Genomic DNA, 23276 nt, shown 5'->3' with positions numbered 1-23276 from the left:
CACCTGTGCCAGTCGCCCGCACTCGGCCACCGTGGCCCGGTCGCCCGATCTCCGTCACCCTCGCCCCATCGCCCGGGTCAGCTCGATCTCGATCACCACCCGCTCGGGATTGGGCGTCGGCGTCCGCCCGTACCGCACCGCGTACCGCCGCTCCGCGTCCCTGACCCGCTCCGGCTCGGTCCGGACGAACGCCCGACCCTCCAGCGTGGCCCACCGCCCGCCGTCCATCTGGCAGACCGCGACGCGCGCCCCGTCCGGGCCGGCGGCCAGCACATGACGCACCTTCCTGCTCGACTTGCGCGTGATCACCCGAGCAAGTCGCGCCTCGGGGTCGTATGTCACTCCGACGGGCACGACGTGCGGGGTGCCGTCCGGGCGCAGGGTCGTCAGGGTGCACAGGTGCCTCTCCTGCCAGAAGGTGAGGTACGGCGCGTCCGGCGCGCCAGGATCCTGGGGGTGTGTCGCCATGGCTCGGAACCTAGCCGTACCAAGCCTCTCCCGACTACCTTGAGCGGAATAGACTCAACTTTGTGTACGCTGATTCAGTCAGCACTGAGCCGGTGCTCAGTCCGTACTGGGAGACGCTGACGCCAGGAGGAGAAAGCGAACGTGGACGCCGAGCTGACCAACCGGAGCCGGGACGCCATCAGGGCGGCCGAGCAGCGGGCCGTGACCGACGGGCACCCCGATCTCACCCCTGCCCACCTGCTCCTGGCTCTGCTCCAGGGGCAGGACAACGAGAACATCGTCGATCTGCTGGCCGCCGTCGAGGCCGATCAGGCGGCCGTGCGGGCCGGTGCCGACAAGGTGCTCGCCGCGCTGCCCAGCGTGACCGGGTCCACCGTGGCGCCCCCGCAGCCCAGCCGTGAGCTGCTCGCCGTGATCGCGGACGCCCAGGCGCGGGCCAGGGAGCTCGGGGACGAGTACCTCTCCACCGAGCACCTCCTCATCGGCATCGCGGCCAAGGGCGGCCAGGCGGGTGACGTGCTCACCCAGCAGGGAGCCGGTGCGAAGAAGCTGCTGGACGCCTTCCAGAAGGCGCGCGGCGGGCGCCGGGTGACCACCGCCGACCCCGAGGGGCAGTACAAGGCGCTGGAGAGGTTCGGCACCGACCTCACGGCGGCGGCCCGCGAGGGCAGGCTCGATCCCGTCATCGGGCGGGATCAGGAGATCCGGCGCGTCGTGCAGGTGCTGTCCCGCCGTACCAAGAACAACCCGGTCCTGATCGGTGAGCCCGGCGTCGGCAAGACCGCCGTCGTCGAGGGGCTCGCCCAGCGGATCGTCAAGGGGGACGTGCCCGAGTCGCTCAAGAACAAGCGGCTCGTCGCGCTCGACCTCGGCGCCATGGTCGCCGGGGCCAAGTACCGGGGTGAGTTCGAGGAGCGGCTCAAGACGGTGCTCGCGGAGATCAAGGACTCCGACGGGCAGATCATCACCTTCATCGACGAGCTGCACACGGTCGTGGGCGCCGGGGCCGGCGGTGACTCCGCCATGGACGCCGGCAACATGCTCAAGCCGATGCTCGCGCGCGGTGAGCTGCGGATGGTGGGCGCCACGACCCTCGACGAGTACCGCGAGCGGATCGAGAAGGACCCCGCTCTGGAGCGCCGCTTCCAGCAGGTGCTGGTGGCGGAGCCCACGGTCGAGGACACGATCGCGATCCTGCGCGGGCTCAAGGGCCGGTACGAGGCCCACCACAAGGTGCAGATCGCGGACAGCGCGCTGGTGGCCGCTGCCACCCTCTCCGACCGGTACATCACCTCCCGGTTCCTCCCCGACAAGGCCATCGACCTGGTCGACGAGGCGGCCTCCCGCCTCCGCATGGAGATCGACTCGTCCCCCGTCGAGATCGACGAACTCCAGCGCGCCGTCGACCGGTTGAAGATGGAGGAGCTCGCGCTGGAGAAGGAGACGGACCCGGCCTCGCGCGAGCGCCTGGAACGGCTGCGCCGCGATCTCGCCGACAAGGAGGAGGAGTTGCGCGGCCTGACCGCCCGCTGGGAGAAGGAGAAGCAGTCCCTCAACCGCGTCGGCGAGCTGAAGGAACGGCTCGACGAGGCGCGCGGGCAGGCCGAACGCGCCCAGCGCGACGGCGACTTCGACACCGCCAGCAAGCTGCTCTACGGCGAGATCCCGGACCTGGAGCGGGACCTGGAGGCCGCCTCGCAGGCCGAGGAGGAGGCCGCCAAGAGCACGATGGTCAAGGAGGAGGTCGGCTCGGACGACATCGCCGACACCGTCGCCGCCTGGACCGGCATTCCGGCCGGGCGCCTCCTGGAGGGCGAGACGCAGAAGCTGCTGCGCATGGAGGAGGAGCTGGGCAGGCGGCTGATCGGTCAGACGGAGGCCGTGCAGGCGGTGTCGGACGCCGTACGCCGCACCCGCGCCGGCATCGCGGACCCGGACCGGCCCACCGGCTCCTTCCTCTTCCTCGGCCCGACCGGCGTCGGCAAGACCGAGCTGGCCAAGGCCCTCGCGGACTTCCTCTTCGACGACGAGCGGGCGATGGTCCGCATCGACATGTCGGAGTACGGCGAGAAGCACACCGTGGCCCGGCTGGTCGGCGCACCCCCCGGGTACGTCGGCTACGAGGAGGGCGGCCAGCTGACGGAGGCCGTGCGCAGGCGGCCGTACAGCGTCGTCCTGCTCGACGAGGTCGAGAAGGCGCACCCCGAGGTCTTCGACATCCTCCTCCAGGTGCTGGACGACGGACGGCTGACGGACGGTCAGGGCCGTACGGTCGACTTCCGCAACGCGATCCTGGTGCTGACGTCGAACCTGGGCAGCCAGTTCCTGGTCGACCCCGTCACCAGTGAGGAGGAGAAGAAGGAGCAGGTGCTTGAGGTGGTCCGCACCTCCTTCAAGCCCGAGTTCCTCAACCGCCTGGACGACCTGGTGGTCTTCTCCGCCCTGGCGAAGGACGAACTGGCCAAGATCGCCCGGCTCCAGATCGACCGCCTCGCCAAGCGCCTGGCCGAACGCCGCCTCACCCTGGAGATCACCGACGAGGCCCTGGCCTGGCTCGCCGACGAGGGCAACGACCCGGCCTACGGTGCCCGCCCCCTGCGCCGCCTCGTCCAGACCGCCATCGGCGACCGCCTGGCCAAGGAGATCCTCTCCGGCGAGATCAAGGACGGCGACACGGTACGGGTGGACGCCTTCGGGGACGGCCTGATCGTGGGGCCCGCGACAGGCAAGAAGCTGTGATTTCCGGGTACCCGGTGGGATTGGGTACCGGTCGGTAGTGACCGGTTCGAGTCAGCCGAGGGCTGACAGTCCCGTCAGGGCTTGCAACCCCCCTCCCCGCATGGGGGAGGATGGCGGAATCCGTACGAAGGGAAAATCACGGTGAGCATCGACCCGTCCTCGATTCCGAACTTCGGGGGCCAGCCCGAGCCGCAGCCCCAAGGACCGGCGGGCCCCGTCGTCCCGGATCAGGACCTCGTGAAGCAGCTCCTCGACCAGATGGAGCTGAAATACGTCGTCGACGACGAGGGAGACCTCGCGGCGCCGTGGGAGCAGTTCCGTACGTACTTCATGTTCCGCGGCGAGGGTGACCAGCAGGTCTTCTCGGTGCGGACGTTCTACGACCGGCCCCACCAGATCGACGAGAAGCCCCAGCTTCTCGAGTCGATCGACGACTGGAACCGCCGGACGCTGTGGCCCAAGGTGTACAGCCACACGCACGACGACGGCACCGTCCGCCTGATCGGCGAGGCACAGATGCTGATCGGCACGGGTGTTGCCCTGGAGCACTTCGTCTCGTCGACGGTCAGCTGGGTACGGGCCGCCATCGAGTTCGACAAGTGGCTCGTCGAGCAGCTCGGCCTGGAGCAGGAGATCAACGAAGCGGAGAAGCCGGAGGATGACGAGGAGTAGTCCTCGACCCAGATTCCGCAGAGCCCGGCCAGGGCACCGGCCACCACGGTCGCGTGCCGGGCCGGGTTCGTGCTGTACAGGGCCGTCCACAGGGTGTGGACGACCCTGTAGTGCTCAGCCGGCCAGTGACTTGAGCCGCCGCACCGCCTCCTCCAGCACACCCGTCTGCTTGCAGAACGCGAACCGCACGAACGGCGCCCCCGCCTCCCGGTGGTCGTAGAAGACCGCGTTGGGGATGGCGACCACCCCGGCCAGCTCCGGCAGGGCCCGGCAGAAGGCGAAGCCGTCCCCCTCCTTGGACAGCTCGGCGCCGAGAGGCCGGATGTCGGTGGTGATGAAGTACGTGCCGGCGGGCTTGAACACCTCGAATCCCGCCTCCACCAGCCCCGTCGCCAGCAGGTCCCGCTTGGCCAGCATGTCCGCGCGGAAGGCCGCGAAGTAGCTGTCCGGGAGGGCGAGCGCCTCGGCGACCGCGTACTGGAACGGCCCCGACGAGACGTACGTCAGGAACTGCTTCGCCGAGCGCACCGCCGTGACCAGGGCGGACGGCGCGGTCACCCAGCCGACCTTCCAGCCGGTGAAGGAGAACGTCTTGCCCGCCGACCCGATGGTCACCGTCCGCTCCCGCATCCCCGGGAAGGTGGCGAGCGGCAGGTGCTCGGCGTCGTCGAAGACGAGGTGCTCGTACACCTCGTCGGTGACCACGAGCAGGTCCCGCTCCACCGCCAGCTCGGCGATCGCGGTCAGCTCCTCGCGGGTGAGGACCGTGCCGGTGGGGTTGTGCGGGGTGTTGATCAGCAGCAGCCGGGTGCGGTCGGTGACGGCGGCGCGCAGCTCGTCGAGGTCGAGCCGGAAGCTCGCGCCCTCGTCGACGTGTGGCCGCAAGGTGACCGGCACGCGCGTGCCGCCCGCCATCGCGATGCAGGCGGCGTACGAGTCGTAGTACGGCTCGAAGGCGATCACCTCGTCGCCGGGCTCCAGGAGGGCGAGCAGCGTGGCCGCGATGGCCTCCGTGGCCCCGGCCGTGACCAGGACCTCCGTGTCCGGGTCGTACGACAGCCCGTAGCGCCGCTCCTGGTGCGCGGCGACGGCGGTGCGCAGCTCGGGGACGCCGGGGCCCGGCGGGTACTGGTTGCCGCGCCCGTCGCGCAGCGCCCGTACCGCCGCCTCACGGACCTCCTCGGGTCCGTCGGTGTCGGGGAAGCCCTGACCGAGGTTGATGGAACCGGTCCGCAGGGCCAGCGCGGACATCTCGGCGAAGATCGTCGTCCCGAACTCGGCGAGCCGGCGGTTGAGCAGGGGGCGGGAGGTGGAGGTCATGCCCGTCATCCTGCGCTCAAGCTCTGGAGTTCCTCAACTCTGCTTTGGGTCGTGAGACGGCCGGGCATCTCACTCGCACGCACCGAGCGGATGGCGCCCACGGGGGGACGCCTGGGTCCGCTTCGGGGGAACGGAAGGAGCTGACGCCATGGTCACGATCTTCATCGGGCTGCTGGTAGCAGTGTTGTTCGTGGTGATCGTTGTCTCCATCGCCCGCGCCGGTGGCCGTTCGGGCCACCGCACGTCCTCGCACGGGGGGAGCTCGTACGACGGCGGAGGCGGCGGCTGGTGGGCCGGCGGGGGAGACAGCGGAGGCGGGGGTTCGTCCTGCTCGAGCAGCTCGTCCTGCGGAGGCGGCTCGTCCTGCGGAGGAGGCGGGGGCGGAGGCGGATGCGGTGGCGGAGGCAGCTGACACGGGGCAGCTGAGCTCCCCGAGAAGGGGGAACCGCATCCTGGCGGAGCGGGGCCGGTACCTGGGACCGGCCCCGCTTTCGTGTTCCCAGGACGGCCTTGCGTACGGCTCACGGCGGGGGCGTCCGCGCCCCGGCGTACGCCGGAGTTGAACAGTTGAGCCTATAAGCCCTCTGAGGGATGGAAAGCCCACGAACTTGGGTAAAAACGCTGTGGGGGCGCCACAGTTCATGATTCAGTTAATTCCCCCAACGCAGCCCCTCGGACGTCCCGCGGACACCCCTTCTGACCGGCCGACCGGGCTGACCCGGCCGACTCCCGGAGCCGGCCGGGGTGCGCCGGAGACCGACACCTCCCTTCTTTGCGTGCTTGCGGAGCCGACCCATGCTCACGACCCTGAACACCGCCTATACCGACACGCGCGCGGCCGACCTCGCCTGGGCCCTGGGGCGGGAGCCGCTGCCCGCGCTGGCCACGCTGGATCTCGAACTGGCCGGTGCGAAGCTCCAGTTGAGACTGCTCGGCGCGTCCCACCAGGTGCTGGTGGAGGAGGAGCGGGGCGACTGTTCGGAGACGGTGGCCTGTATGCCCGGCAGCAGCACGCCGCTTCCGCTCGGGGTGGCCAAGCGGGCGGGTGACTGGGAGTACGAGTTCGCGGCCCGGGTGGAGATCCTGTCGCCGGGCCAGTTCGTGGGCCGCGCACAGGAGTTGCTGGCCCTGGTCGCCGACCACCCGCACGGCCTCGCCGGTGTGTTCCCCGGCAGCCCGCACGCCTTCACCGCGCTGCTCGCCCAGTACCACCAGGGGCAGGTTCACTGGCGGACGTGGCACGCCTACCCGCAGGACGGGCAGTTGGTGGCCACGCGGTCGCGGGTGGGAGTTCGGCCCCGCGGGCGGAGACACAAACGTCCCGAGCCTCAACAACACACGTGTGGGTGACCAGGCGTGCCCGCACCGTGACGTACCGTCGGCAACGTGATCGACCCGCACGCGCCCGCACCACCCGGCGCTCCGCCACCCTGGGCCGGCCCGCCGCGGCTCCCGGTCCGGCAGGGCACCGGACGGTTCCTGGTCCTCGTGTGCGTCTTCGTCTGCGCCGCCTGCGGACTCGTGTACGAACTCGAACTCGTCGCCCTCGCCTCGTACTTGATGGGTGACTCGGTCACCCAGGCCTCCGTCGTCCTGTCCGTCATGGTCTTCGCGATGGGCGTCGGCTCCCTCGTCGCCAAGCGGCTGCGGCCGCTCGCCGCGGCCGGGTTCGGCGCCATCGAGGCCGTCCTCGCCCTCGTCGGCGGCTGCAGCGCCCTCGCCCTGTACGCCGTCTTCGCCTGGACCGGTGACTGGGGCGGCCCGTGGGCCGACGGCCCCCGCTACCTCCTCGTCGCCTTCTCCCTCACCATCGGCCTGCTGATCGGCGCCGAAGTGCCGCTGCTGATGGAGCTGATCCAGCGCATCCGGCGCCAGGACGCGGGCGGCGCCGTCGCCGACCTGTTCGCCGCGGACTACGTCGGCGCGCTGGTCGGCGGCCTGGCGTTCCCCTTCCTCCTGCTGCCACTGCTGGGCCAGCTGACGTCGACCCTGATCACCGGCGCGGTCAACGCCGTCGCGGGCGGCGCGCTGGTCCTCGGCCTGTTCCGGGGGGACCTCACGCTCCGCGCCCGCTGGCTGCTGGTGATCGCCAACGTCACGGTGCTCGGCGTCCTCGCCTCCGCCGCCGTACTCGTCGACGACTTCGAACGGGCGGCGCGGCACGCGGTGTACGGGCGGGACGTACGGGTGGCGCTCCAGACGGACGTCCAGGAGGTCGTCATCACCGGCGGCACGCACGGCAGCCCGCTCGACCTCTTCCTCGACGGCCGCCTCAGGGTCAGCGGCCAGGACGAACGCCGCTACCACGAGGCGCTGGTCCACCCCGCGATGAGCGGCGAGCACACGCGCGTGCTGATCCTCGGCGGCGGGGACGGGCTGGCGGTGCGCGAGGTGCTGCGCCATGCCGGGGTGCACCGGGTCGACGTCGTCGAGGTCGACCCGGAGGTCGTGCGGCTGGCGCGCCGGGACCCTCCGCTGTCCGACCTGAACGGGCATGCGTACGACGACGAGCGCGTCCACGTCATGACGGACGACGCCTTCCACTGGCTGCGGGCGGCGCCGCCGGCGACGTACGACGTCGTCATCTCGGACCTGCCCGACCCCGGCATCACGGCCAGCACGAAGCTGTACTCGCAGGAGTTCTACGGCCTGGCCCGCCGCGCCCTCACCCCGCGCGGTCGCCTCGCGGTGCACGCCGGGCCGGTCTCCTCCCGCCCCCGCGTCTTCTGGACGGTCGACACGACCCTGCGCGCCGTGGGCCTGCGCACCGCCCCCTACCGCGCCACGGGCCACGTCTCCGGCTTCGCGTCGGGCCCGGACCGCTTGGCGGGCCCGACCCGGGCACCGCACGACTGGGGGTTCATCCTGGCGAGCCATGAGCAGCGGCCGGTGCTGCGGCTCCCGGGCGGGCAGGGGGCGCCGCGGCCGGGGACGTTGACGCAGGAGGGGCTGGTGGCGGATGCGCGGGCGGTGGAAAGGACGCGGGTCGGGGGGTTGGGGGCCTCGACGTTGGTGCATCCGCGGTACTGACGGGGTGGTGGGTTGAGGGTGGGGGGGTAGAGGGTGGGGCTGAGGGGCGGAAGGGTACGCCCGGCGGGAGTGCGGGCGGGGCGAATCCCAGGATGCGCGGGTGCGTTTCGCTCCGTGCTGGGTAGGCTCGGTGACCATGGAGCATGAGGTGTTCGTTCCGGTTGTGGCCGAGCGGCTCAGGGAGGTCCTGGCCGACCCCGCGCGGGTGGCCCGGGCGGTTCCCGGGCTTCAGCAGGACGCCGGAGCCGAGCCCGTGACCGGGCGGCTGAAGGTGCGGATCAGCGGGCACACCATCACCTACCGGGGGGTCGTACGGCTCTCCGCGCGCGAGGACGGTTCGTACGCCGTCGAGGGTGACGCCGGTGAGGCGCGCGGCAGCGGCTCGGTGAAGCTCGCGCTCACGCTGCGGTTGGTGGAGGCGGAGGAGGGCTCCACGGTGCGGTTCGAGGGGACGGCCTCGGCGGACGGGCGGGTGTCGGAGTTGCCGGGGGATGCGGTGGGGGCGGCGGTGACGCGGCTGCTGAGTCGGTTTGCGGAGAATCTGGGGGTTGCTGCGGGGGAGGAGCGGGCTGAAGTCGGCGAAGGTGAGGGGCTGGAGGAGGGCCTGGCGCCGGGGGAGTTCGAACCGCGGGTGACCAGTGAGTTCGAGACGACGCCGGATGCGGATGATGCGCCTGTGCCTGTGTCTGAGCCGGCGCCTGAATCTGCGTCTGCGCCTGCGGCGGGTGAGGGTGCCGGTGAGCCGCCCGTTGCCGAGGCGGCGCATGCTCGGCGGACGATGATCGGGCGTAGTGCGGAGGAAGTGGATCATGCGCCGCCGCGGGGGCGGTATGCGCCGGTTCCCGCGCCGCAGACGGTGGCGCCGAACTCCACGTTGCGGTGGGCGGCTCCGGCTGCGGCGATTGTGGTGGCTTCGGCGATTGTGGTGGGGCGGATGTTGCGGCGGCGTCGCTGAAGGGTGTTTCGCCCCCGCCGCCCCTACCCGTCCCGTCCCTGGGGGCTCCGCCCCCAGACCCCCGTTTCGGCCCTTAAGGGGCCTCGTCCTCAAACGCCGGACGGGCTGAAACGCCTGGGCCGGCGCCTGGAAGTCGCCGTCGCTCCACCAACACGGACCCAGCGGGTGGGTGGGGGGTCGGGACGGCGGGACCTCGTCCTCAAACGCCGGACGGGCTGGAATGCTCGGGTCGGCGTCGAGGAGTTACCGTCGCTCCACCAGGGCGCCCCCTCAAACGGCCGGACGGGCTGGAATGCCTGGCCGGGGTCAAGAGGTGGCCGTGCTCGTGGTCGTTGGGACTGGATCCTCTTCTGGCGCCTTGATCGTCCCAGTAGGGTCGTCCCGTGAGTAACGATGACATCACGCTGACCGCGGGTGACGCGGAGGTGGACGTGCTGCCGGGGAACGGTGGGCGGGTCGGAGGGCTGCGCGTCGGGGGGACGGAGTTGTTGCGGCAGGGGGAGCGGTTCGGGTGTTTTCCGATGGTTCCCTGGTGCGGGCGGATCCGGGACGGGCGGTTCCTTGATGGGGCCGAGGTACGGCAGATGCCGCTCAACGCGCCGCCGAACGCCATCCACGGCACCGTGCGGGACGGCGCCTGGAGCGTCGCCCGGGTCGCCGAGGGCGAGGCCGTCATCACGTACGACCTGGTCGAGCCGTGGCCGTACGCCGGTCGCGTCACCCATGTCGTCGCGCTCACCCCGGACAGCCTCAGCCTCACCATGTCCGTCGAGACGTACGACGCGTCGTTCCCGGCCCAGATCGGCTGGCACCCCTGGTTCAACCGGAACCTCGGTGGTGATGGTGCCCAGGACGTACGGCTCGATTTCTCGCCCGCCTGGCAGGAGGAGCGCGGGGACGACCACCTGCCGACGGGCCATCGCATCGATCCCCGGCCCGGACCCTGGGACGACTGCTTCGGCATGCCCGGCGGCGTCGACGTCACCCTCACCTGGCCGGGGCAGCTGGAGCTGAAGGTCGGCAGCCGGGAGGAGTGGGTCGTCGTGTACGACGAGCAGGAGGCCGCCGTGTGTGTCGAGCCGCAGACCGGGCCGCCCAACGGGCTGAACACCCTGCCCCGGCTGGTCACGCCCCTGGAGCCGCTGGAGGCCACGACCACCTGGACCTGGCGGCGACTGTGAGCTTCTAAGCTGACAGGCATGACTGACGTACGCGGCGAGCTGCTGCAGCAGATCAAGGACAAGGCCGTGGTGCACGGCAAGGTGACCCTGTCGTCGGGTCTGGAAGCCGACTACTACGTCGACCTTCGGCGCATCACCCTCGACGGGGAGGCGGCCCCCCTGGTCGGGCAGGTGCTGCTCGACCTGACCGCGGAGCTGGAGTTCGACGCGGTGGGCGGGCTGACCATGGGCGCCGACCCCGTCGCCGGCGCGATGCTGCACGCCGCCGCCGCGCGCGGGAAAAGGCTGGACGCCTTCGTCGTCCGCAAGGCCGCCAAGGCGCACGGGCTGCAGCGGCAGGTCGAAGGGCCGGACATCGCGGGGCGGCGCGTGCTCGTCGTCGAGGACACCTCCACCACCGGGGGCTCGCCGCTGACCGCCGTCGAGGCCGTGCGGGCGGCCGGCGCCGAGGTCGTCGCCGTCGCGACGATCGTCGACCGGGCCACCGGCGCGGCCGAGAAGATCCAGGAGGGGGCCGGTGTGCCGTACCTCTTCGCCTACTCCAAGGACGAGCTCGGTCTCGACTGACGGACGGGGCCGAGGGGCGCTCGGAGCATCCCGGTTCGTCTGGAAAGATGGGGCCGACGATGACGTCACACCCCCCAAGGTCTAGGTCAGGGCCGTAAGCAGAACGCCGTACGCAGCTACGTAGTACGTCAACCCGCACACTCAAGGAGCGGACAGATGCCCATCGCAACCCCCGAGGTCTACAACGAGATGCTCGACCGGGCGAAGGCAGGCAAGTTCGCCTACCCGGCCATCAACGTGACCTCGTCCCAGACCCTGCACGCGGCCCTGCGCGGTTTCGCGGAGGCGGAGAGCGACGGCATCATCCAGATCTCGACGGGTGGCGCCGAGTTCCTGGGCGGTCAGCACAGCAAGGACATGGTCATCGGCGCCGTCGCCCTGGCCGAGTTCGCGCACATCGTCGCCAAGAAGTACGACATCACCGTCGCCCTGCACACGGACCACTGCCCGAAGGACAAGCTCGACGGGTACGTACGTCCGCTGCTCGCCGTGTCCGAGGAGCGCGTCGCGCGCGGTGAGAACCCGCTGTTCCAGTCGCACATGTGGGACGGCTCGGCCGAGACCCTGGCCGACAACCTCTCCATCGCGCAGGAGCTGCTGGAGCGCGCCCGCGCCGCGAAGATCATCCTTGAGGTCGAGATCACCCCGACCGGCGGCGAGGAGGACGGCGTCTCGCACGAGATCAACGACTCGCTCTACACGACGGTCGACGACGCCATCCGTACGGTCGAGGCGCTCGGTCTCGGTGAGAAGGGCCGCTACCTGCTCGCCGCGTCCTTCGGCAACGTGCACGGCGTGTACAAGCCGGGCAACGTCGTGCTCCGTCCCGACCTGCTCAAGGAGCTGAACGAGGGCGTCGCCGCCAAGTACGGCAAGGCCTCGCCGTTCGACTTCGTCTTCCACGGCGGCTCCGGCTCCTCCGAGGAGGAGATCGCGATCGCGCTGGACAACGGCGTCGTCAAGATGAACATCGACACCGACACGCAGTACGCCTTCACGCGTCCGGTCGCCGACCACATGTTCAAGAACTACGACGGTGTGCTCAAGGTCGACGGTGAGGTCGGGTCGAAGAAGACCTACGACCCCCGTACCTGGGGCAAGCTGGCCGAGGCGAGCATGGCCGCGCGCGTGACCGAGGCGTGCGCCAACCTGCGCTCCACGGGTACGAAGATCAAGTAACCCGCGTTCTGCGCGTTCTCCGCGTTCTCCGCGACGAGCCCGGTGCCACGGCACCGGGCTCGTTTCGTATGTGGGCGTAGCGGGCGGGTGTATATGTGAGGTCATGCCCGATGTCCGGCTGGCCTCGCCGCAAGGCAAGTGGATCCTGCTCACCACCGTGCTCGGCTCCAGCATGGCCATGCTGGACTCGACCGTCGTCAACGTCGCCCTCCCGCGCATCGGCGAGGACCTGGACGCCGACCTCGCCGGCCTCCAGTGGACGGTCAACGCGTACATGTTGACGCTGGCCGGGCTGATCCTGCTGGGCGGTTCGCTGGGGGACCGGTACGGGCGGCGCCGGATCTTCGTCATCGGGGTCGTGTGGTTCGCCGTCGCCTCGCTGCTGTGCGGGCTCGCCCCGAACGCGGGGGTGCTCATCGCGGCCCGGGCCCTGCAGGGCATCGGCGGGGCGCTGCTCACGCCGGGCTCGCTCGCGCTCATCCAGGCGTCCTTCCACCCCGACGACCGGGGACGGGCGGTGGGTTTGTGGTCCGGGTTCGGCGGCATCGGCGCGGCGATCGGCCCGTTCCTGGGCGGCTGGCTGGTGGACGGGCCGGGCTGGCGCTGGGTGTTCTTGCTCAACGTCCCGCTGGCCCTGCTGTGCGCGCCGATCGCCGTACGGCATGTCCCCGAGTCGGGCGACGGCACCAAGCACGGCCGCTTCGACGTACTCGGCGCGTTTCTGGGCGCCGCGTCCCTGGCCCTGGTGACGTACGCGCTGATCGAGGCCCCGGAGGGCGGGGTGGTAGTGGCCGTGACGGCGGTGGCGGGCGTGGTGGCGGGTATCGCCTTCGTGGTCGTCGAGAAGCGGCGCCCCGATCCGATGATGCCGCCCGACATCTTCGCGTCCCGCCAGTTCACCGCGGTCAACGTCGTCACCCTGTGCGTGTACGCGGCCCTCGGCGGTTTCTTCTTCCTCGCCGCGCTCCAGCTCCAGGTCGTCTCCGGCTACTCGGCCCTCGGCGCCGGTACGGCACTGCTCCCGACGACCCTCCTGATGCTGCTCCTCTCCGCCCGCTCCGGCGCCCTGGCCGACCGCATCGGCCCGCGCATCCCGCTCACCGTCGGGCCCCTGCTGTGCGCGGTCGGCATGCTGCTGATGCTGCGGGTCGGCCCGGACGCCTCGTACGTCGCCGACGTACTCCCCGCCGTCCTCGTCCTGGGCCTCGGCCTGGTCACCCTGGTCGCCCCGCTGACCGCGACCGTCCTCGCCTCGGTGGACGTCTCCCGGGCGGGTCTGGCCAGCGGCATCAACAACGCGGCGGCCCGCGCGGCGGGGTTGGTGGCGGTGGCCGCGCTGCCGCTGCTGACCGGGATGGGCCAGGAGGCGTACCGCTCACCGGGCGCCTTCGATGACGCGTTCGACCAGGCGATGGTCCTGTGCGCGGGGGTTCTGGTCGCCGGCGCGCTGCTCGCCTTCGCGACGGTACGACGCCTGCCACCGGACTGCACCCGGCCGGAGTGCCGCACGCATGGTGGGGTGACGGCGCCGCCGTTGGAGGGGGTGCGGAGCAGGGGGCGGTTGTAGGTGGTTTTGAGTTCGCCCCCGCCGCCCCTACCCTTCCCGTCCTTCTGGGGCTCCGCCCCAGACCCCGCTCCTCAAACGCCGGAGGGGCTGATTTCAGCCCGTCCGGCGTTTGAGGACGAGGCCCCTTAAGGGCCGAAACGGGGGTCTGGGGGCGGAGCCCCCAGGGACGGGATGGGAAGGGGCGGCGGGGGCGAGGAAAACCCGGCGCTCACCACGCCGCAGCCATGGCGGAGCCACACCGCCCCGCCGTACCCGCCCCATGGGCCAGACTGGACCCCATGGCCATTCACGAAAACCTCCTCGGGGGACCGCCCCCGACCCACCTCCCCGACGACCCCGGCCCGCGCGAGCTCCTCGCCGCCGGCACGGCCCCCGCGGACGTCGCCGCGAAGTACCCCACCTCCTCGCTGGCCTGGGCCCAACTGGCCGACGACGCCTTCGAGCGCGGCAGCGTCGTGGAGTCGTACGCCTACGCCCGTACGGGCTACCACCGCGGCCTGGACGCCCTGCGCCGCAGCGGCTGGAAGGGCCACGGCCCCGTCCCCTGGGAGCACGAGCCGAACCGCGGCTTCCTGCGCGCCCTGCACGCCCTCGCCCGCGCCGCCGGAGCGATCGGCGAGCAGGAGGAGTACGAGCGCTGCACACAGTTCCTGAAGGACTCCTCGCCGACGGCGGCACAGACGCTGGGCTAGGACAGGCTCCGTCGGACAAGCCCCGGCGGAAGCGACCGTCGTCAGGGCCCGCCCGGCAGGTGTGACCAGGCGGGCCTTGCGATGTCCGGGGCGATCCCTGAGTATGCCGGGTGGGGACCGGGGCCCCTTTGCCGATAACGGCAGGGCGGACCGCTACCCGGAGCAACACAGGAGACAGCAATGTCCCACCAGGCTCACAAGCCCGTGGAGACGTCCGCTGAGACGTCAACGGAGACCCAGGAGCCCGAGACCCCGAATCTCGACTTCGCAGGCACGACGCCGTACGAGGACTACGTCAAGGCGGACGTGCTCACCCACCTCCAGCACACCCTCTCCGACGACCCCGGAGAGATGGTCTTCCTGGTCACGACCCAGGTGATGGAGCTGTGGTTCACGGTCATCGTCCACGAGTGGGAGACGGCGGCACACGCCCTGCGCGAGGACCGCCCGGCCGTGGCGATCGACGCCCTGAAGCGTTCCGTACGGGAACTGGACGCCCTGAACGCCTCCTGGAAGCCGCTCGGCCAGCTCACACCGGCCCAGTTCAACGCGTACCGCAGCGCCCTCGGCGAGGGCTCCGGCTTCCAGTCGGCGATGTACCGCCGGATGGAGTTCCTGCTCGCCGAGAAGTCCGCGTCCATGCTGGTCCCGCACCGCGGCGCCCCGCGCGTCCACGCGGAACTGGAGAAGGCGCTGCACGAGCCCAGCCTCTACGACGAGGTGCTCCGGTTCCTGGCCCGGCGCGGCTGCGCGATCCCCGAGGCCGTCCTCACCCGCGACGTCTCGCAGCGGTACGTCCCCTCCGACGAGGTCGAGGCCGTCTGGACCGCGATCTACGCGGGCGACCAGAACTCCGAACTCACCCGCCTCGGCGAGGCGTTGACCGACGTGGCGGAGCTGGTGTGGCGCTGGCGCAACGACCACCTGGTCGCCACCCGGCGCGCGATGGGCGCCAAGGCCGGTACGGGCGGTTCGGCCGGCGTGGCCTGGCTGGAGAAGCGCGCGCAGAAGAACGTCTTCCCGGAGCTGTGGACGGCGAGGTCCCATGTCTGAGCCGCTGGCGAGGGCGGCCGCGCTCGACGCCGCCGACGAACTGGCCGGGGTCCGCAAGCGGTTCGTACTCGAAGATGAGGTGGTCTACCTCGACGGCAACTCCCTGGGCGCCCTGCCCGCGAACGTCCCCGGCCACGTCGAGGACGTCGTACGGCGGCAGTGGGGTGAGCTGCGGATCCGTTCCTGGGACGAGAGCGGCTGGTGGACCGCGCCCGAGCGGATCGGCGACCGGATCGCTCCGCTGGTCGGGTCGGCGCCGGGCCAGATCGTGGTCGGTGACTCCACAAGTGTCAATGTTTTCAAGGCACTTGTGGCAGCGGTGCGCATCGCCGGGGACGACCGCGACGAGATCCTCGTCGACGCGACGACCTTCCCCACCGACGGGTACATCGCCGAGTCGGCGGCCCGGATGACCGGCTGTACGCTGCGGCCGGTGACGCCGGCGGAGGTGCCGGCGGCGCTGGGCGACCGTACGGCCGCCGTCCTGCTGAACCACGTCGACTACCGCTCGGGACGGCTGCACGACCTGCCGTCCCTGACCGCCGCCGTGCACGCGGCGGGCGCGCTCGCCGTCTGGGACCTGTGCCACAGCGCGGGCGCGCTGCCGGTCGGGCTCGACGAGCACGGCGTGGACCTGGCGGTCGGCTGCACCTACAAGTACCTGAACGGCGGCCCGGGCTCACCGGCGTACCTGTACGTACGCCGCGACCTCCAGGACCGCTTCGACTCCCCGCTGCCCGGCTGGAACTCGCACGCCGAGCCCTTCGGCATGCGTCCCGCCTACGCACCGGCCTCCGGCGCCCTGCGCGGCCGCGTCGGCACGCCCGACATCCTCTCCATGCTCGCCCTGGAGGCGGCCCTGGAGGTCTGGGACGGCGTGTCGATCGAGGCGGTGCGGGCGAAGTCGCTCGCGCTGACGGACTTCTTCCTGGAGTGCGTCGGGGCGTATGCGGGGGAGGGGCGCGTGGAGTCGTTGACGCCGGTGGCCCACGCGGAGCGCGGCAGCCAGGTGGCGTTGCGGTGCGAGGACGCCGGGGAAGTGATGAAGCGGCTCGTCGAGCGAGGGGTCGTAGGCGATTTCCGGCATCCGGATGTGCTGCGGTTCGGCTTCACGCCGCTGTATGTGGGGTTCTCGGATGTGGAGCGGGCGGCGCGGGTGTTGGGGGAGGTGCTGTCGGGGGAGGGGCTGCCGAGGGAGGGGCTGCGCTGACCTCGCTTGCCCCGGTCACTCTCTCCAGCCGACGTACGCCCCCGCCACGGCAGCCGCATGCGCGGCCCGCGCGGCACGCTCCGCGGCGGGGGCGTCCGGGATCACGCCGGTCGTCAGCAACTGGTAGTAGAGGGGCGCCGACACGGCCCGTACGACCGCCTCCGCGTCCGTCCCGGCCGGCAACTCCCCTCTGTCGACGCCCTGGTCCACGCACGGCGCCCACTCCGCCACCCGCACCTCGTAGAACCGCCGCAGCGCGCCCGCCGTCCGTGCGTCGCACGTCGCCGCGGCGATGACGGCACGGAACAGCGCGCCCTGCCGGGGGTCCGCCAACGTCCGCTGGACCAGCGTCGCGTTGGCCCGCAGGTCCCCCAGCACGGACCCGGTCTCCTCGCGCGGCGACGACTGCTCGGCCATGTCGGCGAGCAGATCGGCCACGAGCCCCGTCACCGAGCCCCACCGCCGGTACACGGTCGTCTTGCCGACCTCCGCGCGGCGGGCGACGTCCGCGAGGTCGAGGCCGTCGAATCCGTGCTCCGCCAGGACGTCCCCGGCCGCCCGCAGCACGGCCGCACGGACACGCGCGGTACGCCCTCCGGGGCGTACGGTGCCGGGTTCGGCGGACATGTCGGCCTCCTGGGTGCGTGTGTGGCGGGTATGCGACCTGCGGATCGCCACCGCGCCACCAGCGTAACGAAACAGTAGAACCGTTTAACCCTCACCGTGCGTGACATCCGCGTGTAGGCGCACGTCACCCGCCTGGTACCGTCCCCGCCAACGGCCGAATCTCCACCCTGGTCCGCCACACCCCCACCACCGTCCAAATCCTTTACGCCGCTGAGAGGTTGGAGCATGCCGGACGACGTCGCAGCAGCCCGGACCGCCGCAGAGGAGGAATCCCTCTTCTCGCACCCGCCCGTCGACCCCGACGCCATCGCCACGTACGGCGACCATCCCGATCAGGTGATCGACTTCTACGCGCCACGCGGCGAGGCCGGTCCGGGCGGCCCGGCGCCGCTGGTCGTCCTGCTGCACGGCGGGGCGTGGCGGGCGCCGTACGACCGACGGCATGTAACGCCGTTCGCGGACTTTCTGGCGCGGCGGGGGTTTGCCGTGGCCAATGTGGAGTATCGGCGCGGGGCGGAGGCATCAGGGGGAGCGGACGGTGCGGGGGTCGCGGAGGCTGCCGGGGGCGCGGAGGCTGCGGGGGGCGTAGAGGGTGCGGGTGGCTCCGCGGGTTCCGGCGGTGGCCCCGTCGCCGGGCGCTGGCCGGAGACCTTCGATGACGTCGCCGCCGCGCTGGACGCGCTGCCCGCGCTGGTACGGGAACTGCTCCCACAGGCCGACTCGCGCCGGACCGTGCTCACCGGCCACTCCGCCGGCGGCCACCTGGCCCTCTGGGCGGCGGCCCGCCATGTCCTCCCCGCGGACGCCCCTTGGCGCACCGACCGCCCCGCGCTTCTGCGAGGTGTGGTCGCCCTGGCGCCGATCGCCGACTTCACGGTCGCCGACAAGCTGGACGTCTGCGGCGGAGCGGCACGGCAACTCCTGGGCGGAGCCGTGGAGTTCGCCGAGCGTCGGCCGTACGCCGACCCCGCGCTCCTGCTCCCGACCGGCATCGCCACGACCCTCGTCCAAGGCCGCACGGACGACGTCGTTCCGCACGCCGTCGCCGAGTCGTACGCGGACGCGGCGGCCAAGGCGGGGGAGGTCGTCGGGCTGACGTTGCTGGAGGACGTCGGGCACTTTCCGCTGATCGATCCGGCGGCTGACGCGTGTGCGGTGGTGGTGGAGGAGATCGCGCAGCTGGCGTGGTGAGGCGTCGTCTCGTACGGGATCTCTGACACCTATATCCGCAAGCCCTCCGGCACCCGTAAGTGCCCGACATCAGCCCGCCCCTCTGATACCCGTAATACCTGAGAGCTACATCGCAGATGAGCTCCCTGGCGTGACGCGGACGACGAGTCCCGATCCGTAATTTCCCAACCAGGCAAGCCCGATGGCCGGGCGGACTGGAAGGGAAGACGACCATGGGGCGTACGACGGGGGCAGCCGAGGCGAGCGAGGCAATCGAGGCAACCGAGGCGAGCGAGCCGAAGAAGTCCGACGGCACGGACAGAGCGCCGCGCCCCACCCGCCGCCGAACCCACGGCTGGCGCCGAGCCCTTCTCGCCACCCTCGTCACCGGCGCCGTGGTCGTCCCGCTGGCCGGCGCCGCCCGCCCGGAGATACCCGCCCCGGCCCCGGCCGCCGTCGCCGCCCGGGTGACGTCGGCGACGCTGGACGAGGCGTACGCGGCCAACCGTGCCAACGCCGCCGAGGCGTCTCGCATGGCCGAGGCCCACGGCAACCGTGAACGGGCCGCGGCGGACCGCGCGATGGCCGACCCGGCGCGTCACATCCTCACCTTCGACGGCCGCGGTCTCGGCCTGGCGACGGAGGTCTTCGGCGACCTCGCCCACGCCGACCGCATCGCGGTCCTGGTCCCGGGCTCCGACACCTCCATCGACACCTACGACCGCTTCCGCGACGCCGCCGGTGCCCTGCACGAACGGCTCACCCGGGAGGCCCCGCAGGGCACCCGCACCGCGGTCGTCGCCTGGCTCGGCTACGAAACGCCGGCCACGGTCAGCACCACGGTGGCGACGGCGGGCCGAGCCGAGGATGCGGCCCCGAAACTGCGGGAGTTCATACGGCAACTGCGCGCCCTCACGGCGAGCAGCGGCCGGCACGAGCCGAGCGCACGCACGGACGGCAAGCCGACCGACTCGCCCCACCGCCGGCCCCACATCTCCCTCCTCTGCCACTCCTACGGCTCGGTGGTCTGCGGCCGTGCGGCCTCCCACCTGGACGTGGACGACATCGCGCTGGTCGGCAGCCCCGGCACCGGCGCGGACACCGCGGCGGCGCTGCACACCCCGGCCCGCGTCTGGGCGGGCCGCGGCAGTGACGACTGGGTCGCGGAGGTCCCGCACATCAAGCTCGACCTGCTCGGCACGACCGTCGGCTTCGGCACGGACCCGGTGTCCCCGTCCTTCGGCGCCCGGGTCTTCGCGGCGGGCGGCGGCGGCCACAGCGACTACTTCAGGCCGGGGTCGACGTCCCTGGCCAACCTGACCCGCATCGTCCTGGGCGAGACCTCGGAGGTGGCTCATGGCTGAGTCGATGTCTGCGTCTGTGTCCGCATCGGACGACGTATGGAAGGGCGTATGGCAAGGCATACGCACGGGCGCCGCCCGCGTCGACGCCGCCACCCCCGCCGGTCGGGACCGGGCGGTCGACGCCCTGCGAGCCCTCGCCATCCTCGGTGTGGTCCTCGGCCACTGGCTGGTCACGGCCCTGGTGGCGGACGGCGACGGAGTGGGCCTGCGCACGGCGAGCCCGCTCCAACACCTGCCCGGGCTGGCCCCGATCTCCTGGATCTTCCAGACCCTTGCCGTGTTCTTCCTGGTCGGGGGCCATGTGGCGACGCGGAGCTACCGGTCGGCCCGAGAGCGCGGTACGTCGTACGGACAGTGGCTGCGGTCCCGTCTGTCCCGGCTGTTCAAACCGGTGGCGGCTGTCCTCACCCTGTGGACGGTGGCATCGGTCCTGCTGCTGCTCTCAGGCACGGACACGGCCACCATCCACACGCTGCTCAAACTGGCCCTGTCCCCGCTGTGGTTCCTCCTGGTCTTCGCGGCGCTGACGGCGGCAACGCCCCTCCTCCTGCGCCTCAACCCCTTGTGGCCTTTGGCCGTCGTTCTCCATGTGGACCTCCTGCGCTTCGGATTCGGCGCCCCTGCCTGGCTCGGCTGGGCGAACGTGGCGGCGGGCTGGCTGGTGCCGTACACCCTGGGCGCGGCCTGGACCCGGGGCGAGCTGGAGCGCCGCCGGTCGGGCTGGATCCTGCTGACGGGCGGCGCGGTCGCGACGGCCGCGCTGGTCGCCTGGGCGGGCTACCCGGCGTCGATGGTCGGCGTCCCGGGTGCCGAGATCTCCAACCTCAACCCGCCGACGCTGGCCGCGGTCACCTTCGGCCTGGCCCAGTGCGGTCTCGCCCTGCTTCTGCGCGAGCCGCTGCGCCGCGCGATGCGCCGCCCCCTGGCCTGGGCGGCGGTGGCCCTGGTCAACCTCTCCGCGATGACGATCTTCCTCTGGCACCAGACGGCCCTGATGGCCACCACGGCCGCGCTTCTGCCGACCGGCCACCTCCCCGGTCTGCACACCCTCCCCGACCACCTCGGCTGGGTGGCGGCCCGTCTGCTCTGGCTCCCGGTCCTCACGCTGGCCCTCGCGGTCTGCTGGGCCGCCTTTCGCTCCTACGAGCAGGGCGGACGCAGCGGACGCAGGCGGGGCCGCTCGCGGGTCGTCCGGGCGCACCGCCCCTCGGATCGGGCGGCGGCGACAGGTGTCCGCCGTGCCTAAGGTGGACGACGTGACGGAAACGGGGACCCAGCACCCGCTCGCGAGCCGAGTGCCGCGCTGGCTGCGGGTGTTGCGCGACGATCTGTGGACCGGCCGGGCGGATCCGCTGCCCCCGTCCACCTGGCTGCGCTGGCTGCCGCACGGCGTGCTCTGCCTTGTCGCCTTCGGTGTCACCTTGGGGGCTGTGGCGCAGCTGGGGGACAACGGCGGGGCGGGACCTCAGGTCGCCTTCGCGATCGGGCTCGCCCAGGGCGGCGCGGTGGTCCTCGCGTTGTGGCGGCCGGTACCCGGGTGGTGGCTCTCGATGGCGGCCATGGTGGCGGGCGCCGTCGAGGTGCGTCGCCACCTGCTGGCCGGTGACGCGCAGGACTTCACCTGGCCCTGGACCGCGGCCGGGATCATCGGGCAGATGGCCGTGCTGCTGCTGCTCGCCCTGAGGGTGCGCACCCGGGTGTCGGTCGAGACGCTGACCTTGACCGTGCTCGTCACCTACGTCCTCCAGGGGCCCTGGGGCGCGGGCAACTACCAGCCCACCGGGGTGCTCGCGATCATCCTGTTCGCGGTCGTCGTGGTGCTGGGCGTCGCCCTGCGCGGCCGTCGCGAGGCACGCGCGGAACTCGTCGAGCAGACCACGCTCACCGCCGAGGAGCGCGCCCGGCGCACCCTGCTGGAGGAGCGCAGCCGCATTGCGCGCGAGCTGCACGACGTGGTCGCCCACCACATGTCCGTCATCTCGATCCAGGCCCAGGTCGCCCCGCACCTCGTCGACAACCCGCCCGAGGAGCTGAAGGAGAACCTCCACGGCATACGGCAGAACGCGCTGGAGGCACTGACCGAGCTGCGCCGGGTGCTCGGCGTCCTGCGCTCCGAGCATCCCGACGGCACGGGTGTGCTCGACGAGCCCGGCGCCGGCGGCGCCCCGCACACCCCGCAGCCCACCCTCGACCGGCTCGACGCGCTCGTCGAGAACACCCGCGCGGCGGGCCTGGACGTGAGCGTCGAGGTCAGCGGCGAGCGGCGACCGCTGCCGTCCGGCGTGGAACTGTCGGCGTACCGGATCGTGCAGGAGGCGCTGAGCAACGCCCTGCGCCACGCGCCGGGCGCGTCCGCCCGCGTCAGCCTCGACCACACCCCTTTGGGGCTGGACGTGGAAGTCGTCAACTCGCGGCCGACGCACCCGGCACCGCCGTCACCCGGCGTCGGCCACGGACTGCTCGGAATGCGGGAGCGAGTCGCGATGCTCGACGGTTCCATGACGGCGCACCCCCTGCCGGACGGCGGCTTCAAGGTGATCGCGTTCCTCCCGGCAACCCCGGAATCCACGGTCCCGGCCTCAGACGCACCGGATTCCGACGCCCCGGACTGCGAAGCCCAGGACCCCGCTGTCGGCACCGCCGACGACCCCAAGAAGGGCACCACATGACGAGCGGCAGCATCCGAGTAGTCATCGCCGACGACCAGCAGATGGTCCGGCAGGGATTCAGCGTGCTGCTCAACACCAAGCCCGACATCGACGTCATCGGCCAGGCGGTCGACGGCCTGGACGCGGTCGCGCAGGTCGCCGAACTCGCCCCCGACGTCGTCCTGATGGACATCCGCATGCCGGAACTCGGCGGCATCGAGGCCACCCGCCGCATCACCACGGCGACCCCGCACATCAAGGTGCTGGTGCTGACCACCTTCGACCTCGACGAGTACGTGTACGAGGCCCTGCGCGCCGGCGCCTCGGGATTCCTCCTCAAGGACGCCTCCGCGGACCAACTGGCCGAGGCGGTACGGGTCGTGGCGGCCGGCGACGCGCTGCTCGCGCCCGGCATCACCCGGCGGCTGATCTCCGAGTTCTCCCGCCTGGACAAGCGGCCCCGCGCACCGCTCAAGGACCGCGTCGGCGACCTCACCGAACGCGAGACGGAGGTCCTGGCCCTGATCGCCCAGGGCATGTCGAACGCGGAGATCGCGGAACGCCTCGTCGTGGCCGAGCAGACCGTGAAGACCCACGTGGGCCGCATCCTGGTGAAGCTGGGCCTGCGGGACCGGACACAGGCGGCGGTGTTCGCGTACGAGTCGGGACTGGTACGGCCTGCCGGATACTGACTCGGGCACGACCGGCGGCGGGCACGACCGGCAACGGGCTCGACCTGCAGGGTTGCGCGGGAGACCCGTAGTACCTGAGAGGGACCTGCGGGAACCCCTCTCACTGGGGACGACCGCGACACCGCTCTGCGCCTACCGTTCT

20 protein-coding genes are annotated in these 23276 nt (G+C 71.7%); 17 read left to right on the top strand and 3 right to left on the bottom strand.

Features of this window, described 5'->3' with window-relative positions; genetic code table 11:
• Nucleotides 1-54: 54 nt before the first annotated feature.
• Nucleotides 55-468 carry a pyridoxamine 5'-phosphate oxidase family protein gene (locus tag ACIA8X_RS01745; protein ID WP_399457549.1) on the bottom strand — a complete coding sequence of 138 codons (414 nt, stop codon included), beginning with the start codon at nucleotides 466-468 and terminating at the stop codon, nucleotides 55-57.
• 141 nt (nucleotides 469-609) lie between these two features.
• Between ACIA8X_RS01745 and clpB the strand changes: the two genes are divergently transcribed.
• A complete protein-coding gene (gene clpB, locus ACIA8X_RS01740; RefSeq protein ID WP_399457548.1) occupies nucleotides 610-3207 on the top strand; it encodes an ATP-dependent chaperone ClpB in 2598 nt (865 codons plus the stop codon).
• Nucleotides 3208-3348: 141 nt separating this feature from the next.
• The gene (locus ACIA8X_RS01735; RefSeq protein ID WP_093908722.1) at nucleotides 3349-3879 is read left to right on the top strand and encodes a YbjN domain-containing protein; all 531 of its coding nucleotides are present in this window, start codon (nucleotides 3349-3351) and stop codon (nucleotides 3877-3879) included.
• A gap of 114 nt (nucleotides 3880-3993) precedes the next feature.
• Here ACIA8X_RS01735 and ACIA8X_RS01730 read toward each other — a convergent pair whose 3' ends face one another.
• The gene (locus ACIA8X_RS01730; protein WP_393449843.1) at nucleotides 3994-5208 is read right to left on the bottom strand and encodes a pyridoxal phosphate-dependent aminotransferase; all 1215 of its coding nucleotides are present in this window, start codon (nucleotides 5206-5208) and stop codon (nucleotides 3994-3996) included.
• Between the two features lie 786 nt (nucleotides 5209-5994).
• On the opposite strand from ACIA8X_RS01730, the gene ACIA8X_RS01725 reads away from it, so the two are divergent.
• From ACIA8X_RS01725 to kynU, 10 genes are all read left to right on the top strand, one after another.
• Nucleotides 5995-6549 carry a DUF2617 family protein gene (locus ACIA8X_RS01725; RefSeq protein WP_393449840.1) on the top strand — a complete coding sequence of 185 codons (555 nt, stop codon included), beginning with the start codon at nucleotides 5995-5997 and terminating at the stop codon, nucleotides 6547-6549.
• A 36-nt stretch (nucleotides 6550-6585) separates the two neighbouring features.
• Entirely contained in the window at nucleotides 6586-8229 is a 1644-nt protein-coding gene (locus ACIA8X_RS01720; RefSeq protein ID WP_399457547.1) for a polyamine aminopropyltransferase, read from the top strand.
• A 136-nt stretch (nucleotides 8230-8365) separates the two neighbouring features.
• Nucleotides 8366-9184 carry an SRPBCC domain-containing protein gene (locus ACIA8X_RS01715; RefSeq protein WP_399457546.1) on the top strand — a complete coding sequence of 273 codons (819 nt, stop codon included), beginning with the start codon at nucleotides 8366-8368 and terminating at the stop codon, nucleotides 9182-9184.
• 383 nt (nucleotides 9185-9567) lie between these two features.
• A complete protein-coding gene (locus ACIA8X_RS01710; RefSeq protein WP_399457545.1) occupies nucleotides 9568-10365 on the top strand; it encodes an aldose 1-epimerase in 798 nt (265 codons plus the stop codon).
• A gap of 18 nt (nucleotides 10366-10383) precedes the next feature.
• On the top strand, nucleotides 10384-10932 hold the full coding sequence (gene pyrE, locus ACIA8X_RS01705; protein ID WP_393449828.1) for an orotate phosphoribosyltransferase: 549 nt from the start codon (nucleotides 10384-10386) through the stop codon (nucleotides 10930-10932).
• A 156-nt stretch (nucleotides 10933-11088) separates the two neighbouring features.
• Nucleotides 11089-12111: a class II fructose-bisphosphate aldolase gene (fbaA, locus tag ACIA8X_RS01700; RefSeq protein WP_399457544.1), complete on the top strand. Its 1023-nt coding sequence runs from the start codon at nucleotides 11089-11091 to the stop codon at nucleotides 12109-12111.
• 103 nt (nucleotides 12112-12214) lie between these two features.
• Complete coding sequence (locus ACIA8X_RS01695) at nucleotides 12215-13678, top strand: MFS transporter (RefSeq protein WP_393449822.1); 1464 nt, start codon at nucleotides 12215-12217, stop codon at nucleotides 13676-13678.
• A 278-nt stretch (nucleotides 13679-13956) separates the two neighbouring features.
• Nucleotides 13957-14370 carry a DUF3151 domain-containing protein gene (locus tag ACIA8X_RS01690; protein ID WP_393449819.1) on the top strand — a complete coding sequence of 138 codons (414 nt, stop codon included), beginning with the start codon at nucleotides 13957-13959 and terminating at the stop codon, nucleotides 14368-14370.
• A gap of 180 nt (nucleotides 14371-14550) precedes the next feature.
• Nucleotides 14551-15423, top strand: a complete 873-nt coding sequence (locus tag ACIA8X_RS01685; RefSeq protein WP_393449816.1) for a tryptophan 2,3-dioxygenase family protein — start codon at nucleotides 14551-14553, stop codon at nucleotides 15421-15423.
• Nucleotides 15416-16633: a kynureninase gene (kynU, locus tag ACIA8X_RS01680; RefSeq protein ID WP_393449813.1), complete on the top strand. Its 1218-nt coding sequence runs from the start codon at nucleotides 15416-15418 to the stop codon at nucleotides 16631-16633. Before ACIA8X_RS01685 ends, kynU begins: the two co-directional genes overlap by 8 nt.
• Nucleotides 16634-16648: 15 nt before the next feature.
• Here kynU and ACIA8X_RS01675 read toward each other — a convergent pair whose 3' ends face one another.
• On the bottom strand, nucleotides 16649-17260 hold the full coding sequence (locus ACIA8X_RS01675; RefSeq protein ID WP_393449810.1) for a TetR/AcrR family transcriptional regulator: 612 nt from the start codon (nucleotides 17258-17260) through the stop codon (nucleotides 16649-16651).
• 225 nt (nucleotides 17261-17485) lie between these two features.
• On the opposite strand from ACIA8X_RS01675, the gene ACIA8X_RS01670 reads away from it, so the two are divergent.
• The 5 genes from ACIA8X_RS01670 to ACIA8X_RS01650 all read left to right on the top strand — a co-directional run bounded on the left by ACIA8X_RS01670 (nucleotide 17486) and on the right by ACIA8X_RS01650 (nucleotide 23134).
• On the top strand, nucleotides 17486-18451 hold the full coding sequence (locus ACIA8X_RS01670) for an alpha/beta hydrolase family protein (protein ID WP_393449808.1): 966 nt from the start codon (nucleotides 17486-17488) through the stop codon (nucleotides 18449-18451).
• 212 nt (nucleotides 18452-18663) lie between these two features.
• Entirely contained in the window at nucleotides 18664-19794 is a 1131-nt protein-coding gene (locus ACIA8X_RS01665; protein WP_393449805.1) for an alpha/beta hydrolase, read from the top strand.
• Nucleotides 19795-19798: 4 nt separating this feature from the next.
• Nucleotides 19799-21040: an acyltransferase gene (locus ACIA8X_RS01660; RefSeq protein WP_399457543.1), complete on the top strand. Its 1242-nt coding sequence runs from the start codon at nucleotides 19799-19801 to the stop codon at nucleotides 21038-21040.
• Between the two features lie 10 nt (nucleotides 21041-21050).
• Nucleotides 21051-22463 (top strand): sensor histidine kinase, encoded by a 1413-nt coding sequence (locus ACIA8X_RS01655; RefSeq protein WP_393449799.1) that lies wholly within the window; start codon nucleotides 21051-21053, stop codon nucleotides 22461-22463.
• Nucleotides 22460-23134 (top strand): response regulator, encoded by a 675-nt coding sequence (locus ACIA8X_RS01650; protein ID WP_393449796.1) that lies wholly within the window; start codon nucleotides 22460-22462, stop codon nucleotides 23132-23134. The genes ACIA8X_RS01655 and ACIA8X_RS01650 overlap by 4 nt, the downstream gene beginning before the upstream one ends.
• Nucleotides 23135-23276: the final 142 nt, after the last annotated feature.

Source organism: Streptomyces sp. NPDC051738, assembly GCF_044453205.1.
Lineage (GTDB): Bacteria > Actinomycetota > Actinomycetes > Streptomycetales > Streptomycetaceae > Streptomyces.
The sequence above is the reverse complement of the archived record's forward strand: the minus strand, read 5'-3'. Positions and strand labels throughout refer to the sequence as shown.

Bases quoted from the DNA above. Each gene is read 5' to 3' on its own strand.
- kynU (WP_393449813.1), top strand. From the start codon at position 15,416: ATGTCTGAGCCGCTGGCGAGGGCGGCCGCGCTCGACGCCGCCGACGAA.
- ACIA8X_RS01715 (WP_399457546.1), top strand. From the start codon at position 8,366: ATGGAGCATGAGGTGTTCGTTCCGGTTGTGGCCGAGCGGCTCAGGGAG.
- ACIA8X_RS01670 (WP_393449808.1), top strand. From the start codon at position 17,486: ATGCCGGACGACGTCGCAGCAGCCCGGACCGCCGCAGAGGAGGAATCC.
- ACIA8X_RS01685 (WP_393449816.1), top strand. From the start codon at position 14,551: ATGTCCCACCAGGCTCACAAGCCCGTGGAGACGTCCGCTGAGACGTCA.
- ACIA8X_RS01745 (WP_399457549.1), bottom strand. From the start codon at position 468: ATGGCGACACACCCCCAGGATCCTGGCGCGCCGGACGCGCCGTACCTC.
- ACIA8X_RS01730 (WP_393449843.1), bottom strand. From the start codon at position 5,208: ATGACGGGCATGACCTCCACCTCCCGCCCCCTGCTCAACCGCCGGCTC.
- ACIA8X_RS01665 (WP_393449805.1), top strand. From the start codon at position 18,664: ATGGGGCGTACGACGGGGGCAGCCGAGGCGAGCGAGGCAATCGAGGCA.
- ACIA8X_RS01695 (WP_393449822.1), top strand. From the start codon at position 12,215: ATGCCCGATGTCCGGCTGGCCTCGCCGCAAGGCAAGTGGATCCTGCTC.
- ACIA8X_RS01675 (WP_393449810.1), bottom strand. From the start codon at position 17,260: ATGTCCGCCGAACCCGGCACCGTACGCCCCGGAGGGCGTACCGCGCGT.
- ACIA8X_RS01650 (WP_393449796.1), top strand. From the start codon at position 22,460: ATGACGAGCGGCAGCATCCGAGTAGTCATCGCCGACGACCAGCAGATG.
- fbaA (WP_399457544.1), top strand. From the start codon at position 11,089: ATGCCCATCGCAACCCCCGAGGTCTACAACGAGATGCTCGACCGGGCG.
- ACIA8X_RS01660 (WP_399457543.1), top strand. From the start codon at position 19,799: ATGTCTGCGTCTGTGTCCGCATCGGACGACGTATGGAAGGGCGTATGG.
- ACIA8X_RS01690 (WP_393449819.1), top strand. From the start codon at position 13,957: ATGGCCATTCACGAAAACCTCCTCGGGGGACCGCCCCCGACCCACCTC.
- pyrE (WP_393449828.1), top strand. From the start codon at position 10,384: ATGACTGACGTACGCGGCGAGCTGCTGCAGCAGATCAAGGACAAGGCC.
- ACIA8X_RS01725 (WP_393449840.1), top strand. From the start codon at position 5,995: ATGCTCACGACCCTGAACACCGCCTATACCGACACGCGCGCGGCCGAC.